The sequence below is a fragment of the Streptomyces sp. NPDC002513 genome, from assembly GCF_053595355.1.
Map to the genome: position 1 here is coordinate 32,307 of NZ_JBSFXK010000019.1, position 16,398 is coordinate 48,704.

10 protein-coding genes and 1 pseudogene are annotated in these 16,398 nt (G+C 72.5%); 4 read left to right on the forward strand and 7 right to left on the reverse strand.

Annotation, left to right across the window (positions count from 1 at the left end):
- Positions 1-11: 11 nt before the first annotated feature.
- Complete coding sequence (locus ACWD5Q_RS15480; RefSeq protein WP_451427497.1) at positions 12-3,005, forward strand: AAA family ATPase; 2,994 nt, start codon at positions 12-14, stop codon at positions 3,003-3,005.
- Between the two features lie 68 nt (positions 3,006-3,073).
- Here the strand turns inward: ACWD5Q_RS15480 and ACWD5Q_RS15485 are convergent, their stop codons facing one another.
- Both ACWD5Q_RS15485 and ACWD5Q_RS15490 read right to left on the reverse strand, forming a co-directional pair.
- Positions 3,074-4,768, reverse strand: coding sequence for a DUF885 domain-containing protein (locus ACWD5Q_RS15485; protein WP_451427498.1), 1,695 nt, complete (start codon positions 4,766-4,768; stop codon positions 3,074-3,076).
- Between the two features lie 55 nt (positions 4,769-4,823).
- Positions 4,824-5,327: an Lrp/AsnC family transcriptional regulator gene (locus ACWD5Q_RS15490; RefSeq protein ID WP_451427499.1), complete on the reverse strand. Its 504-nt coding sequence runs from the start codon at positions 5,325-5,327 to the stop codon at positions 4,824-4,826.
- 60 nt (positions 5,328-5,387) lie between these two features.
- Between ACWD5Q_RS15490 and ACWD5Q_RS15495 the strand changes: the two genes are divergently transcribed.
- The gene (locus ACWD5Q_RS15495) at positions 5,388-6,605 is read left to right on the forward strand and encodes a trans-sulfuration enzyme family protein (RefSeq protein ID WP_451427500.1); all 1,218 of its coding nucleotides are present in this window, start codon (positions 5,388-5,390) and stop codon (positions 6,603-6,605) included.
- Between the two features lie 155 nt (positions 6,606-6,760).
- Here the strand turns inward: ACWD5Q_RS15495 and ACWD5Q_RS15500 are convergent, their stop codons facing one another.
- The 3 genes and pseudogenes from ACWD5Q_RS15500 to ACWD5Q_RS15510 all read right to left on the reverse strand — a co-directional run bounded on the left by ACWD5Q_RS15500 (position 6,761) and on the right by ACWD5Q_RS15510 (position 11,053).
- Positions 6,761-8,182: a GNAT family N-acetyltransferase gene (locus ACWD5Q_RS15500; protein WP_451427501.1), complete on the reverse strand. Its 1,422-nt coding sequence runs from the start codon at positions 8,180-8,182 to the stop codon at positions 6,761-6,763.
- A 287-nt stretch (positions 8,183-8,469) separates the two neighbouring features.
- A pseudogene (locus ACWD5Q_RS15505) lies at positions 8,470-9,905 on the reverse strand (alkaline phosphatase D family protein).
- Positions 9,906-10,222: 317 nt separating this feature from the next.
- A complete protein-coding gene (locus ACWD5Q_RS15510; RefSeq protein WP_451427502.1) occupies positions 10,223-11,053 on the reverse strand; it encodes an alpha/beta fold hydrolase in 831 nt (276 codons plus the stop codon).
- A gap of 340 nt (positions 11,054-11,393) precedes the next feature.
- On the opposite strand from ACWD5Q_RS15510, the gene ACWD5Q_RS15515 reads away from it, so the two are divergent.
- Positions 11,394-12,155, forward strand: a complete 762-nt coding sequence (locus ACWD5Q_RS15515) for a GntR family transcriptional regulator (protein ID WP_451427503.1) — start codon at positions 11,394-11,396, stop codon at positions 12,153-12,155.
- Positions 12,156-12,295: 140 nt separating this feature from the next.
- On the opposite strand, the gene ACWD5Q_RS15520 is transcribed toward ACWD5Q_RS15515, so the two are convergent.
- Positions 12,296-13,453, reverse strand: coding sequence for an ROK family transcriptional regulator (locus ACWD5Q_RS15520; protein WP_451427504.1), 1,158 nt, complete (start codon positions 13,451-13,453; stop codon positions 12,296-12,298).
- Between the two features lie 202 nt (positions 13,454-13,655).
- On the opposite strand from ACWD5Q_RS15520, the gene ACWD5Q_RS15525 reads away from it, so the two are divergent.
- Positions 13,656-14,099: a hypothetical protein gene (locus ACWD5Q_RS15525; RefSeq protein WP_451427505.1), complete on the forward strand. Its 444-nt coding sequence runs from the start codon at positions 13,656-13,658 to the stop codon at positions 14,097-14,099.
- A gap of 52 nt (positions 14,100-14,151) precedes the next feature.
- Here the strand turns inward: ACWD5Q_RS15525 and ACWD5Q_RS15530 are convergent, their stop codons facing one another.
- Positions 14,152-16,137: a DUF5010 domain-containing protein gene (locus ACWD5Q_RS15530; protein WP_451427506.1), complete on the reverse strand. Its 1,986-nt coding sequence runs from the start codon at positions 16,135-16,137 to the stop codon at positions 14,152-14,154.
- Between the last annotated feature and the right edge of the window lie 261 nt (positions 16,138-16,398).

Sequence of the window (16,398 nt, forward strand, 5' to 3'; positions counted from 1 at the left end):
GAGGGGGCCCGGTGAGGCTGCACCGGCTCGACATCACCGCCTTCGGCCCCTTCGGCGGCACCCAGAGAGTCGACTTCGACGCGCTGTCCACCGCCGGGCTGTTCCTGCTCCACGGACCCACGGGCGCGGGCAAGACCTCGGTCCTGGACGCCGTGAGCTACGCGCTGTACGGGGCCGTCCCCGGTGCCCGGCAGAGCGGCCAGGGACTCACCCTGCGCAGCGACCACGCGGCGCCGGGCACCCGTACCGAGATCCGGCTCGAACTCACCGTCGCCGGACGCCGGCTGGAGATCACCCGGCAGCCGCCGTGGGAGCGGCCGAAGAAGCGCGGCACCGGCACGACGACCGACAAGGCGCAGACGTGGCTGCGCGAGTACGACGCCACCGTCGGCGCCTGGAAGGACCTCAGCCGCTCCCACCAGGAGATCGGCGAGGAGATCACCCGGCTGCTCGGCATGAGCCGTGAGCAGTTCTGCCAGGTCGTGCTGTTGCCGCAGGGCGACTTCGCCCGCTTCCTGCGCGCCGACGCCGAGGCCCGCGGGAAGCTGCTGGGCCGCCTCTTCGACACCCGCCGCTTCGCCGAGGTCGAAAAGCGCCTCGCCGAGCGGCGCCGGGCCACCGAGGCCGATGTGCGCGAGGGGGACGCGGCGTTGCTCGCCGACGCGCACCGGATGCAGCAGGCCGCGGGCGACCCGCTGCCTCTGCCGGATCTGGCGCCGGGCGACCCGGGCCTCGCCGCCGCCGTCCTCGGCTGGGCCGCCGTCGCCCGGAGCACGGCCCGGGAGCGGCTCACGATCGCGGACTGCGGGCGGACGGCCGCCGAGTCGGCGCGCACCGCCGCCGAGCGCGCTCTCGACGACGTACGCGAACGGGCCCGGCTCCAGCGCCGGTTCGCCGAGGCCCGGGAGCGCGCGGCGCTGCTCGCGCAGCGGGCCGACGCCCACCGGGAGGCGCAGACGCGCCTGGAGCGCTCGCGGAAGGCGGAGGCCGTGGCGCCCGCCCTAGACCTGCGGGAGTCCGCCGAGACCGAGCACCGTGGGGCCGCCGCCGAGGAGGCACGCACGCGCGCCCTGCTCCCGGGGACGTTCGCGGACGCCGGCGCGGCCGGGCTCGCCGCCGCCGCGCGCCGTGCCGCGGAGGAACTCGGCGGCCTGGAGTCGGCCCGCCGTGCCGAGCGGCGACTGGCCGCCGTCACCGCGGAACGGGCGGACCTCGACCGTGAGGAGCGCGCCGACGAGGCGGTCCTCCAGGACGCCGAGGACTGGCTCGCCGAGTGGGAGGCGACCCGCGCGGGATGGCAGGCCCGGATCGACTCCGCCCAGGAGGACGCCGCCCGGGCCGAGCAGCTCGCGGTGCAGCGCGAACCCGCGCGCAAGCGGCTCGAGGCGGCCCGCGAGCGGGACCGGCTGACCCGGGACGCCGAATCCGCCCGGACCCGCGCCCTCGCCGCACGGGAACGCGCGCTCACGGCCCATGGGCACTGGCTCGACCTCAGGGAACAGCGCCTCAAGGGCATCGCCGCCGAACTCGCCGCCGGACTCGTCGACGGCGAACCCTGCGCCGTCTGCGGAGCGACCGGCCATCCCGCGCCCGCGCGGAAGGTCGCCGGACACGTCGACCGGGAGGCGGAGCAGCGCGCCCTGGCCGCCCATCGGCACGCCGAGGAGGAGCACGCCGAGGACGAACGGCGGCTCGGCGTCGTACGCGAGGCGCTGGCCGCCGCCACCGCCGAGGCCGGCGACGCGCCGACCGCCGAACTCGCCGCCCGGGCACAGGACATGGAGCGGCTCTACGGCATCGCCCGGGAAGGCGCCTGTCGGCTGCACGCGGCGCAGGAGGACCTGAGGCGGGCCGAACACGAGCGGGAGCAACGGGCGGCGGCCCGCCAGGAAGCCGCCGTACGCGGCGCGGCCCGTGCCTCCCGCAGGGACACCCTGGAGAGGGAACGTGCCGCCCTGGAAGAGGAGTTGGCCCGCGCCAGGGGCGACGCCGTGAGCGTGGCCGCGCGCTCGGCGCAGGTGGAGCGCCGGGCCGCCCTGCTCTCCGACGCGGCCGACGCCGCACGGTCCGCCGAGGACGCCGCGCAGCGCCTCAAGGAGGCCGACGCGCGCCTCGCCGACGCGGCCTTCCGCGCCGGGTTCGACACCCCGGGGGCCGCGGCCGCCGCACTCCTGGACGACGCGGCCCACCGCGGGCTGCAACGACAGCTGGACGCCTGGCAGCAGGAACAGGCCGCCGTGCGCGCGATGCTGGCCGAGGACGACACGACGGCCGCCGCGCAGCAGCCGCCCGCCGATCTCGCCGCCGCCGAACGGGCCGCCGAGACCGCGGCCCGGCGGCTTCAGGAGGAGGTCTCCGGGCGGGACGCGGCGGCCCGCCGGTGCGCCGAACTCGACCGGCTGTCCGCGCGTGCCACCGCGTCCGTACGGCGACTCGCGCCGCTGCGCGAGGAGTACGACCGGGTGGCCCGGCTGGCCTCCCTGACGGCCGGCACCTCCGCCGACAACGAACGCAGGATGCGCCTGGAGTCGTATGTGCTCGCCGCCCGCCTCGAACAGGTGGCGGCCGCCGCGACCGTGCGGCTGCAGCGCATGTCCTCCGGCCGCTACACCCTCGTGCACTCCGACGACCGCTCGGGACGCGGTCGCAGCGGCCTCGGGCTCCATGTCGTCGACGCGTGGACGGGACGGGAGCGGGACACCGCGACGCTCTCCGGCGGGGAGACGTTCTTCGCCTCCCTCGCGCTCGCCCTGGGCCTCGCGGACGTCGTCACCGACGAGGCCGGCGGCGTCCGTCTCGACACCCTCTTCATCGACGAGGGGTTCGGCAGTCTCGACGACCAGACCCTCGACGAGGTCCTCGACGTGCTGGACGCCCTGCGGGAGCGGGACCGCAGCGTGGGCATCGTCAGCCATGTCCCGGACCTGCGGCGGCGCATCCACACGCAGTTGGAGGTGGTCAAGGGCAGGACGGGTTCGGTCGTACGACAGCGGGGAGAAGGCTGAGGCGCGTCCGCGCCGCCGCGCGGCCGTACCGCCCTCGTCACCGGGGCGAGACGGCCGCGCGGGTGCGGTCAGAGCCGGGACAGCTCGTCCACCAGGTCGTCCAGGCCCAGGGAGCCCTGCGAGAGCGCCGCCATGTGCCAGGCCTTCGCGTCGAACGCCTCGCCGTGGCGGTTCCTGGCGTTCTCCCGGCCCTGCAGCCAGGCGCGCTCGCCGAGCTTGTAGCCGATCGCCTGGCCGGGCATGGACAGGTAGCGGATCAGCTCGCTCTCCACGTAGTCGGCCGGGCGGCTGCTGTGCGCGCCGAAGAACTCCTGTGCCAGCTCCGGTGTCCAGCGCTCGCCCGGATGGAACGGCGAATCCGCCGGGATCTCCAGCTCCAGATGCATGCCGATGTCGATGATCACGCGGATTGCCCGCATCATCTGCGCGTCCAGATAGCCGAGGCGCCGCTCCGGATCGGTGAGGAAGCCCAGCTCGTCCATGAGACGCTCCGCGTACAGGGCCCAGCCCTCGATGTTGGCGCTGACACCGCCCACCGTCGCCTGGTAGCGGGAGAGGTTCTCCGCCACGTGCGCCCACTGGGCGAGCTGGAGGTGGTGGCCGGGCACGCCCTCGTGGTACCAGGTCGAGACCAGGTCGTACACCGGGAACCGGGTCTGCCCCATCGTCGGCAGCCAGGTCCGGCCCGGGCGGGAGAAGTCGGCGGACGGCGCCGTGTAGTACGGCGCCGCGGCGGTGCCGGGCGGCGCGATGCGCGACTCCACCTTCCGTACCCGCTCCGCGAGTTCGAAGTGCGTGCCGTCGAGCGCCTCGATCGCCTCGTCCATCAGATCCTGGAGCCAGGCGCGGGTCTCGTCGACGCCCTCGATATGGGCCCCGTGCTCGTCGAGGTGCGCGAGCGCCACCCACGGCGTCCCGGCGCCGGGCAGGACCTTCTCGGCCTCCTCCTTCATCTCGCCGAGGAGGCGGTGGTACTCGGACCAGCCGTACGCGTACGCCTCGTCGAGGTCCAGGTCGGTGCCGTTGTAGAAGCGGACCCAGCGGGCGTAGCGCTCGCGGCCGACCGTGTCCGGCGCGCCCTCGACCGCCGGCGCGTACACATCGCGCAGCCAGTCCCGCAGCTCGACGACGGCCACGGTCGCCGCACGAGCGGCCTCGTCCAGCTCCGTACGCAGCGACGTCGGCCCCTGGGAGGCGAAGTCCTCGAACCAGCCGCGGCCCGCACCGTCCAGGTCCGACCACTCGGTGAGCTGCTCGACGAAGGTCGCGGTCGCGCGCGGGCCCCCGTACAGCTTGCGCTCCAGACCGAGGGAGAGGGACTCGCGGTAGCCGCGCAGGGCCTCCGGTACGGCCCGCAGCCGTTCGGCCACCGCGGCCCAGTCCTCGTCGGTCTCGGTGGGGGTGAGCGTGAAGGCGTGACGCACGGAGTGCGCCGGGGTGCGCATGTTGCCCACCGTCCGGAGGTTCTCGTCCGCCTCGTGCACGGCGAGTGCGGCGGTCAGCCGCTCGCGCAGCAGCCGTGCGCACCGGCGCTCGATGCCGCTGTCCGCGCCGGGCCGGCGCTCCGCCTCGTCCAGCCGTGCGAGGGTCGCCCGCGCCAGCTCGGCGAGCGCCTCCCGGCCCGCGGGCGAGGTGTCGGGCAGCTTGCTCGCGCTTTCCTTCACCCCGAGGTACGTGCCGGTGACCGGGTCGAGGGCGACGAGGTCGTCGACATAGGCGTCGGCGACCTCCCGGGGCAGGAGTCTCCTGGTGGTGTCTGACATGCGGACCATCCTCATACGGTGACGTGGTCCGCGTCACGTGGTTTCAGCGCTCGACCTACGCCTGCTCAGCGGGTTTCGGCGCGGCGTGGCCGGGTGGCAGCAGCGGGCCGCAGTCCCACTGCTGGAAGATCAACCGGGTCTCCACCCGCGCCACTTCGCGCCGGGCCGTGAACTCGTCGAGCACCAGCCGCTGGAGATCCGCCGTGTCCGCCACCGCGACATGCACGAGATAGTCGTCGGGTCCGGTGAGATGGAAGACCGTACGGGACTCCGGCAGCGCCCGGATCCGCTCCACGAAGGGTCCCACCAGTTCCCGTCGGTGCGGTCTGACCTGTACCGACAGCAGCGCCTCGAGTCCGCGCCCCAGCTTCGCCGGATCCAGTCGCAGCTGATGGCCGAGAATCACTCCCGCGCGGCGGAGCCGGGTCACCCGGTCGAGACAGGTCGAGGGAGCCACCCCCACCTGCGCGGCCAGATCGCGGTACGTCGTCCGGGCGTCGTTCTGCAACAGACGCAGAAGGCGGAGATCCACCGGGTCCAGTACGACAGAATCGGCCATGTGCCGAACGTAACACGGGTATCGCGGCCATGACCCCGTGCGGTGTTCAGGCTGCGGCCCATGGATTCCCGTACTCAGGACACGCAGAACGGATTCCCCGGCGGCGGCCTGCCCTGCCTTCGGGCACTGGCCACCGAGGCCGTGCACGCCGGACGTGAGGACCTCGTCGCCCAGGGGCTGCACGCCCCGCCCCTCGACCTCTCCACCACCTACCCCTCCTACGACAGCCGTGGTGAGGCCGCCCGGATCGACGCCTTCGCGGCCGACGGCGCGGAGCTGACCGGCCCGCCCGTCTACGCCCGGCTCGGCAACCCGACCGTCGCCCGCTTCGAGACCGCGCTCGCCCGGCTGGAGGGCACCGAGAGCGCGGTCGCGTTCGCCAGTGGGATGGCCGCGCTGAGCGCCGTCCTGCTGGCGCGCAACGCGCTCGGGCTGCGCCATGTCGTGGCCGTACGACCGCTGTACGGCTGCAGCGACCATCTGCTGAACGCCGGTCTGCTGGGCTCGGAGGTGACCTGGACCGACCCGGCGGGCATCGAGGCGGCGCTGCGTCCCGACACCGGTCTCGTCATGGTCGAGTCCCCGGCCAACCCGACGCTCGCGGAGGTCGACCTGCGCGCGGTCGCCCACGCCTGCGGTTCGGTTCCGCTGCTGGTGGACAACACCTTCGCGACGCCCGTACTGCAGCGCCCCGCCGGCCGCGGCGCCCGGCTGGTGCTGCACAGCGCCACCAAGTACCTCGGCGGGCACGGCGATGTGATGGGCGGGGTGGTGGCGTGCGACGAGGAACTGGCGCGCCGGCTGCGCCAGGTGCGTTTCGCGACGGGCGGGGTGCTGCATCCGCTCGCCGGCTATCTGCTGCTGCGCGGTCTGTCGACACTGCCGATACGGGTCCGGGCCGCGTCCGCCACCGCCGCCGAACTCGCCGGCCGGCTCGCCGCCGACCCGCGCGTCGCCCGTGTGCACTACCCGCGCATCGGCGGCGCGATGATCGCCTTCGAGGTGCACGGCGATCCGCACGCGGTGATCGCCGGGGTCCGGCTGATCACCCCCGCGGTGAGCCTCGGCAGCGTGGACACCCTCATCCAGCACCCGGCGTCCATCAGCCATCGCATCGTCGACGCGACCGACCGTCACGGCGCCGGGGTGAGTGACCGGTTGCTGCGGATGTCGGTGGGTCTGGAGGACGTCGAGGACCTGTGGACCGATCTCGACGCGGCGCTCGGGAGCGAGCGGACCGACGGCGAACGGCACAGGGAAGGGGTCGCGGGGCGGTAGCCGGACGGCCTGCGTCCGAGGTCCCCGGATACGCCGATGAGGCTCCTGGACACGGCGAACGGCCCGGCGCACCGCGCCGGGCCGTTCGCCGTGTCTCGTGGGCCGTGTGCGGCGTCGTCGTCCGGTCGACTGCGACAGGCGCGGCGTGCCCGCCCTCAGTCCTGGGTGCCCTTCGCGCCGTGCTGCTCGCAGGCGTGGCCGTAGGGCGGCCCCGACGCCACCGGGGTGGCGTCCAGACGGGCCGTGATGACGAGGGTGCCCTCCTCGATCTGGTATTCGAGGGGCAGCCCGAGGCCGCGCAGCGCGGCGACCATGCCCGTGTTCGACGCCTGCGTGACCGCGTAGACGCTCTCGCAGCCCGCCTCGACCGCCATCGTCACCAGGCGTCCGAGGAGTTCGCCGCCGATGCCGCGCCGCTGCCACTCGTCCTCGACGAGCAGCGCGACCTCGGTCTCGTCGCCGTCCCACAGCAGATGCCCGAGGCCGACGATGCGCCCCGACGGGGTCTGCACCGCGAGGGTGCGGCCGAAGCGGGGGCTGAGCAGGTGGTTGAGGTAGCGGTCCGCGTCGTCGACCGGCCCGTGGTAACGCATGCCCAGGGTGCGCGGCGAGCACCGGCCGTGCATCTCCTTCGCCGCGTCGAGGTCCGAGGTGTCGGCCCGCCGCACGGTGATCGCGGTGCCCTTCGGCAGGGTCAGTACGTCCTGGCCGGCGGGGATACGCGGTCCGAGCCTGGCGTCCAGTTCGACCAGCGCCCGCGCCCGGGCGAACTCCGTCGGAGTGAAGGGCAGATACGGCCGCTCCACCGTGATCACCCCGCCCTCCGGCGCCCGCAGTCGCATCACCGTGTCCTCCAGGGATCCCTCGACGGGAGCGTCCGCCTCCGGGTGTCCGGAGCCGGGGACGACGGCGGGCAGGGAGCGGATGGTGCACCGGCCGAGCAACTGACGCAGCGCGAGCGGGAGTTCCGCCGCGTCCAGCGCGGTGCGCGTGGCCAGGCCGAGGACCCGGGTCGGGGCGTCCACGAGGTCGTGTGCGTCGGCCCGCTCGATCCAGGTCTCGCGGCCACCGGAGAGCGAGACGGACCGCGTGATCTCGCCCGCGTCCAGCTCGGCCGGTGCCCGCACCAGGAACTCGTCGACCGTGCCCTGGGCCAGCGGGTGCGTCTGCAGGGACAGGATGTCGATCCGTTTCCCGGCCAGCGCCGTGCACAGCGCGGCCAGTGTGCCCGGTTCGTCCTTCACCGTGGTCCGCATCCGCCACAGCGCGGTCGCCCCGGCGGCCGCGTCGCGCTCGGACGGCCCGGCCTGCTGCCCCTCGGCGGGCGGCCCGGCGTCGGTATCACGTGTCGGGGGTGCGTGACCGTGGCGGCGTGTCCACCAGGTGTGGAAGCCGGCCGTCGCGACCAGCGCCGCGGCCGACAGCCCCAGCAGAGCGGGACCGTCGGGGCCGTGCCCGACCAGATTGGCGGTCACGTCCGCCACGGCGACCGCGGTGAACAGGGCGGCCAGCTCGATCAGATCCCGTCGCCAGTGGTGGACCGGGCGACCGTGCTTCGCGCGCCTCACATCAGACATGTCAGAAGTCATGCAACCACTGTGGAGGAAGGGTGTTGCGTGATCACAAACGCTTTGTGTCTGATGAGTAAAGTGTGCTTCTGTCCCTTTTTGTTGTTCTTTTGATGAAGCTTTGCATGCGGGCCGATCAGCCACCGGCACCGCGCACCGGGGGATGACTCCGGTGCGCGGCGTGATCACCGAGGGTACGCGAACCGGCCGCCGGTCGCGGACCGGTGGCACCGTCGTGCGCCTCTCAACCAGCCGTAGGGGCAGGAGAGTTCGGCAGCGTACGGAAGGGCCGCCGGCTACTGTCCGACCTGGCCCGGCTGGAGCACCTGCGTGAACAGCACGGTCCCGTCCTGCTCCCTCAGCCGGACCGTCAGCTCCCCGCTGCCTGAGTCGATGTCGACCTCGCCGAAGAACTGGTAGCCGCCCGCGGGGGAGACGTTGGAGGCGGTCGGCGCCTTCACGAACACCCGGTCCGGGCCGAACGTGTTGTCGAGCGCGTTCGCCGGGAACGCACCGGCGTTGAGCGGTCCGGAGACGAACTCCCAGAACGGCTCGAAGTCGGTGAACGCGGCGCGCGAGGGGTGGTAGTGCTGCGCCGAGGTGTGGTGCACGTCGGCCGTCAGCCACAGCGTGCCCGTGATCTTCCGGTGCTTGACGAACCGCAGCAGATCGGCGATCTGCAGCTCCCGCCCGAGCGGCGCGCCCGGGTCGCCCTGTGCGACCGCCTCGATGTGGGGCAGGTTCTCCATGGGGTCCGGTACGACCAGGCCCAGCGGCATGTCCGCGGCGATGACCTTCCACACCGCGCGCGAGCGGGCGAGCTCCCGCTTGAGCCACTCCACCTGCTCGGCGCCGAGGATGCCCTGCGGGTCGAGAGTCTGGTCGTCGGTCGAGTTGGCGTTGCGGTAGGTGCGCATGTCGAGGACGAAGACGTCCAGCAGGGGGCCGTGCCGCATGACCCGGTACACCCGGCCGTCCCGGTCTCCCGGCCGTAGCGTCGAGATCGGGAAGTACTCGCTGAACGCACGGCGGGCGCGGGCGGCGAGCACGTCGATGCTCTTCTCGGTGTAGCGGGTGTCGGAGGAGGCGATCACCTCGCCGGGGTACCAGTTGTTGCGGACCTCGTGGTCGTCCCACTGGACGATCGACGGGACCTGGGCGTTGAACCTTCTGAGGTTCTCGTCCAGCAGGTTGTACCCGGGTCGAGCTTCGCCATCGCGTCGTAGATCCGGTAACCGCCGAGATCCGGGTTGATGCCCCAGCCCTGGCCCGCCAGGTCGCCCGACCACAGGAAGCGGACCCCACGGCGCCGTCCGAGCGGGGTCGTGCGGAAGGTGCCCGTCACGGGTGCGCCGGTGCGCCGCGGGTCGTCCGGGTCGGCGAGCAGCACGCGGTAGTGGATCTGCTCGCCGGCCGGCAGCCCGTGCAGCCGCGTGGTGCCGGTGAAGTCCGTGTCCGCGCCGAGCAGCGGGCCCTGCCATCTGTGCGGATTGCGGAACGACTCGGTCGCCGAGGTCTCGACGATCATCCGGGCGGGGCGGTCGGAGCGCACCCAGACAAGACCGGAGTGCGCGCTCACGTCACCGGCCTGGACACCCCAATCCGCCTTCGGACGCCCCGACAGGGCGAACGCCGGTGCCGCGCCGAGCGCGGTGGGCAGAGTGAGGGCCGCCGACGCGGCCAGGGAGCCGCGCAGGACGCTGCGGCGGGCGGGGAAGGGACGGTGCGACATGAAGGCGCCTCCGGTGGACGGTTCCTGTCAAACGGGCACTGCCACACCTACTGGTGCGCCGCGGCGCACATGGAAACCACGGGTGAACAACCGGGCCTGGTACCACGGGGACCCGGATCGCCTCGCATGCGCTCTTCCGGGCGCCGGACGCATGCCGTGCCCGGTCGTCGTCCCGTACGCGGCCGGCGAGCGCACCGCCGCGTGGGCCTCACGCGCACGCTTCAGGAAAGGGGTGGGGGACCGGACCGCAGCGTCCGGGCCGGGTCGCGCGTCGGGGCGCGACGGGCGTCCGCGCCGATGCTCCGCTCCCGGCGCGCCTACCGGCTGCCGTCCAGGATGACCCGCGCGACCAGCGCCGGATCGTCGTTCATCGGCACGTGTCCGCAGCCGGGCAGCCGTACGAGGCGGGCCCTGGGGATGATCCGCAGGGCCCGCACGCCCTGACGGTGTATCAGAAGCCGGTCCCGGGTGCCCCATGCCACGGTGACGGGCAGCCCGGGCAGGTCCCCCGTGAACCGGAGCGAAGCGCCCGCCCGGAGGGTCGCGGCGAACCCCTCGGCATGGGCCAGCGCGAGGGTCTCGGCGGCGACGGCCTCGGGTGAACGGCGGCCGGGGCGGGCGTAGATGGTGCTCGTCAGCACCGTGCGTCCGGCCGCCGTGCGGGACAGCCGCTCCACCGCCGCCGGCGGCATGGCCCGCGCGGCCTGGCGCATCGCGCGGAGCACCGTGAACGCGTACCGCCGCTCGGCGGGGGTCCAGAACCCGGCCGGGGAGAGCGCGGTGACGGATCGCACGAGCTTCTCGCGGCCCAGTTCCAGGGCCAGCAGACCGCCCAGCGAGTTGCCCGCCACATGCGGACGGCCGAGCTCCAGTGCCTCGCACAGCGAACCGAGCGCGGGCACCAGCGTCGACAGGTCGTAGGTGAGTCCGTCCGGCAGGGCCGGGGACGCGCCGAAGCCGGGGAGGTCCACCGCGATCACGTCACGCTCAGTGGCCAGGATGTCCACGACCGGGTCCCAGGCCTGACGGTGATGACCGACGCCGTGCAGCAGCAGGAGCGGTTCGCCGGTGCCCACGCGCGCGTACGAGATGGTGACGGTCCGCGGGCCGTGCGGGGAGGGGACGCTGAAGGAGACCGTGGCGGCCATGCTGCTGCTCCTCGTCTGGGGACACGCTGCTGATCGCTGTTCGTAGACAGCTTGTCAGCAAGTACTACCGGCCGGTAGCCCCCGGTCGGTCCCGGTCGAGGACGCAATGCCTTCTTACGTGAACGTTCGCGGACGAAAGGTTCGCCCTCGTGTCATTCATGTCGCGCACCGCGAACGCCGTGTGAACGCCCTGCGGCACCGCCCCCTGCGCTGCGCACGTGATCGAGGATTGGTCTTGACCAAGGGTGAGGGTCGCCCTATGGTCGCAGAGAAGTACAACAACCTTTAATAAACAAGGGCGCTAAAACGCCGCCGCACCACGGCGATTGCGGAGGACAGGGTGGGGACCACGCAGCTGGAATCGGTGCCGGAACCCAAGTACCGGCATCTCAAGACCGTGCTCACCGAGGCACTCGACTCCGAGTTCTCGGTGGGCGAGATCCTGCCCAACGAACGGGACCTCGCGGCCCGCTTCGGCGTCGCCCGTGCCACGCTCCGGCAGGCACTGGAACAGCTCGAACTGGAAGGCCGGCTGCAGCGCCGCCGCGGCGTCGGGACGACCGTCGCCCCGCCGCGCGTGGGGGTCGCCGTCGGTGCCGAGCGGCATGCGTGGCCGGGCGCCGCGGGCGACGCCTGGCAGCCGGTCGACTGCACGGCCGCGGTCCCGCCCGCCGCCGTGGCGGATCTCCTGAAGACCGCCCGGGACGAGCAGGTGCACATCGTGCGCCGCTCCCGCACCACGCACGGCCAGCCCGTCGCCGCCGAGCTGCTCTACGTCCCGGACTCCTCGGTGCCCGACCTCTCCGCGATCGACGCACCCTCCGGTGCGGCACGCGCGCGTGCCGTGCTGCGCGAGCTGCAGCACCTGGAGCTTCAGGACCAGGACCAGGCCGTCGAGCTGGGCTCGGCGAGCGCCGAGGACGCCAAGGAGCTGGACCGGCTGCCCGGAGCACCCGTCCTCGTCGTCACCACCCGCTACCACGCCGGGGGCCGGACGGCGGCGGTCTCGCTCGCCACGTACCGCGCCGACACCTGCCGCCTGACCTTCGGTGCCTCGGGCCGCGTCGAGATCCACCACGATCCCGAGCGCCGCGCCTCCTGACCGGCCGCGGGAGGGACACCGGGGCCGACCCCGCCCCGGCGCTCCGCCGTGCCGGGGATCGAGCGAACCGTGGGCCCACGAGGCGACCGCCGAGAGCCGCCGCCGGCACACCCACGCGGCCGGACCCGGCCCCGTCCGGTTCAGCGCCGCGCCGTGACCGTGCTCTCCACCGCGAACAGCTGCCCCTCCACATGGTCCAGCGCCAGCCGCAGTGCCCCCGTCGCCACCGCGGCCTCGCCGAGCCGTGACAGGGTCACCTTCGGCGGGCGCAGGCAGTAGCGGTCCAGCTCGCGGCGCAGCGGATCCAGTACACCGTCCAGCCCCGCGGCCCAGCCGCCGATGACGACCAGTTCGGGATCGAGGGCCAGGACGAGGGCGGCCACATCGTGCACCAGCCGCTGCAGGAAGCGGTCCACGGCCGCGCGGGCCCGCTGGTCGCCCTCGCGGGCGAGGGCGAAGACATCGGCGACCTGCTGTTCGTCCAGCGGCTGCAACGGTTCGTCCGTGGTCGACAACAGCGTCTCCGGAGCCGCCTCGCGGCCCAGCAGGTGCAGGGCGCCGATCTCCCCGGCCGCTCCGCCGTAGCCGCGGTGCAGCCGTCCGCCGATCAGCGCACCGGCGCCGGGACTCAGCCCCGCCAGCACGAAGACGATGTCGTCGGACTCGGTGGCGGCGCCCTTCCAGTGCTCGGCCACGGCCGCCGCGTTGGCGTCGTTCTCGACGAGGACCGGGCACTTGAAGGAGCGGCTCAGCCGTTCGCCCAGCCGCAGACCGGTCCACTGCGGCAGGGCCGTGCCCAGACGCACGGTGCCGTCCGTCTCCACGATCCCGGGGCTGCCCACACCCACCGCGCGCAGCGAACCGCGTGCCACGCCCGCACGGCGCAGCAGCTCGGCGACCGTGCCCCGCAGCCGGTCCAGACGTTCGTCCGCCGGCGCCGTCTCGGAGATCTCCTTGGACAGTGAGCCCAGCTCCCGGCCGTCGAGGTCGGCGAGGAGGGCGGTCACCCGGTGGGAACCGACGTCCAGGCCGAGCAGATGGCCCGCCTCCGCCCGGAACCGGAACCTTCGCGCGGGCCGTCCCTGCCGACGGGCCGCACCCTCCTCGGCCGCCTGCTCCACCACGAGCCCGGCCTCGATCAGCCCCTCGACCACGCCCTCGACGGTCGGCCGGGACAGCCCGGTCACCCGGGTGACCTCGGTGAGCGTCGCGCAGTCCGTGGCACGCAGCGCGTGCAGCACCACCGCGGAGTTGATCCTTCTGAGCAGAGAGGGGTCCCCGCCGGTCAGCCGCCCCACGGTCCGTCCTCCCAGCTCGCGCGCGTGTTGGCCGGATCGTACTCGGAGCCGCGCACAGCCGCGAGGGCCGTGCGGCAGCCGAGCGGAACGGGCGCGGCCGGCCGTCCCACGGCAGGCACCGCACAGCCGCCGGGCCGGCCGCACGCCCGGCGGATGTCTGACGCCACGCCACTTGTCAGTGGTGACCGCTTTACTGGACCACATGGACATCGTGAGGTGCCTGTCCGTCATAGACCTTCTGTGTGCCCGGGAGTTCCCCGCGGCGCACGGCAGGACGGAGCACGGTGAGAGCGGCCCCGGGTATCACACGGCGGCTTTACGGACGAGCGGCGGATTCCGGGAGAACGGCGGGAGCGGGCGGGAGGAGGCGGAGGCGCAGTACGAGGCCGACCGGGACGGCCTCGGCGAGCGGCTGGCCGAGCGATGGGGGCCGCCCCAGGTCTTCAGTCTCTACAGCGTGCTCGAACGGACCCTGGACGGCGAGGGCATCGAGGAGCCCTGGGCCGCCCTGAGCGGGCATGTGCCGGACGTCCAGCTGTGGAAGTCGCCCGAGACGGGCAGGTGGGTCGCCCTCGGCGTGTACCGGTGGGACACGGAGCTGCCGCTGCAACTCCTCGCCGTCGTCACGGAGACGGATCCCCCGTGACCCTCCCCGCCGGCGGCGGCGGGCACCCGACACTCCGGGCATCACGTGCGGGTCATGCGGTCGGCAGGTTCCACTTCTGGTTCGCGCCGCCGTTGCAGTCCCAGATCTCCAGGCGCGTGCCGTTGGCCGAACCGCCACCGGTGGCATCCAGGCAGCGGCCGGAGGGCGGGTTGATCAGCGTTCCGGTGGCCGTGTCGTACGCCCACTGCTGCGACCCGCCGCCGTTGCAGTCGTACAACTCCACCTGAGTCCCGTTCGTGGTCGCGCCGCCGGTGACGTCCATGCACTTGCCGTAGATCCGGAGTGTGCCGTCGTTCTGCACGGTCCACTGCTGCGCACTCGTGCCGTTGCAGTCGTACAGCTCGATCGCAGTGCCGTTGGCCGTGCCCATGGCCGTGTCGTCGACGCACTTCCCGGCGATGCCGGTGATCGGGCCGGTCGGACCGGTGGCGAGGGACTGGCCGGTCCAGGAGTTCAGGTTGAACTGCCCCTTGGGGAATTCGATGCGCACCGTGTGGTAGGTGCCCGGGGCGAAGTCGAACGTGCCGGCGTCGACCGTCTGGTAGGTCTGCCAGCCACCGGTGTTGGGCAGGCCGACGGTGGGGCCGGCGACTCCGTCGATCACGAAGCGGAGCTGGGCACCGTTGTTGGGGGTGGCGACGCGGACCTTCAGGTTCTCGCGGCCCTGCATGCCGATCTGCTGCCACTGCAGCCACTCGTTGTCGTCGATGCTGCCGACGTTCCAGCCGCCGCCGGTGTCACCGGTGGCCTGGACGTCAAGATCACCGTCGCGGTAGGTGTTGAAGACGTTGCCCGGCGTCGCGTCGCTGTAGCTGTCCGCGGTCTCCGCCTGGATCTGCACGGTGTCGGGGAACGGGCTGCGCGAGTAGCGGCGCAGGATGTTCAGCATCTGGTTGGGGTAGTCCACATGCCGCTGGTCGTACGTGCCATCGGCCTCCCGTCCGAGCAGGGCATTCTCCTGCCAGTCGGTGAAGCCCTCCACCAGGGTGGTGTCGGCACCGGAGTTGACCGTGTTCTCCATGTCCTGGCTCAGCGTCTGGCCGTGGTTGGGATCGATGACCATGTTCGTCGTGTCCATCACGACGCTGAAGCCGGGGACCGCCGCGCCGAACTTCATCCCGTTGGTGGTGTCGAGGGTGCTGGGGTTGGTCAGGCCGAACCAGCCGTCGGAGCCGTCCTGCTGGACGGTGGGGTCCAGCCGTTTCCAGCTGTCGTCCAGGATGTAGAAGGGGTTGACGCCGAATTCGGACTCCGCGTGCGACCGGCCGTAATTGAGCATATTGGCAAGGTTGCCATTTCCCTGGTTGGTGAAGAAGGGGTCCGTCACGGACCACTCGTAGACCACGGGCCGACCGTTGATCTTGAAACGCAGGTTGTCCGGGACGGCCTGGAAATAGGCTCGCTCGTTGTTCTCCCAGAAGTACTGGTAGCCGCCTTCGCCGGTGCCGGCGGCGTCACCGATGTCAAAGGGCGGCGTGCCGCCACCGGTGTGGTGCACCACCTGGTTTTTCCGGTCCGTGAGGGAGGCCGCGGTGTCGTCGAACGCCGCGATCTTGAGTCGGTCTCCCGCGCCCAGCCGATTGATCGCGTCGACCAGGCCGGTCAGGTAGCGCGGGTCGCCCGCCTGGTCGGGTTGCGCACTCCCAGGTGTGAAGCCCCGGATGTCCATCGCCACGTAGTCGACGCCGGCCGTGAGCAGTTCCTCCACGTAGTTGTCCCAGAAACCGGTGGGGTCCGAAAGGGACGCTTTGTACATGGGGATGTTGTAATGGGTGTTGGCGGTGTAATTGTAGTTGCCCGACAGGGTGTTCTGGTCGTACCCGAAGGTGACGCCGAGGGTTCCCGTCCGGCCGGCGGCCCTGCCGGGAAGCACCGTTCCTCCGGTGTCGACCACATCAGGGGTGGCGGCCGAGGCGGTGGTCGCGCCGTTCAGTGTGGCGGTGAGCATGGTCAGGCCTGCTCCCGCCGCCGCGGCGGCGACCATCCAGCTTCTTCTCTTTTTCCTGCTACCTGACATTTTGCGCATCCTTGCCGTTGGTGCCGACAGCCTTTGTACGCCGCCGCAGGCTATGGGCCGCTCGCAACAGGGTCAATCAGTCATTCCCAGGCACCTTCGATGAGTGCCCGAACAGGCAATTTTCATCCCGTCGAGATGCCCGACACGCTTCCCCGCGCTACGCTCCTCCCCCACTTTCGACTTCGCTCGAGCGGGGGACCCTCATGCGCGGGCGGTGGCCCCATCGTCGTATTGGTCAAAAGCCCACATACGTCCAGTTCG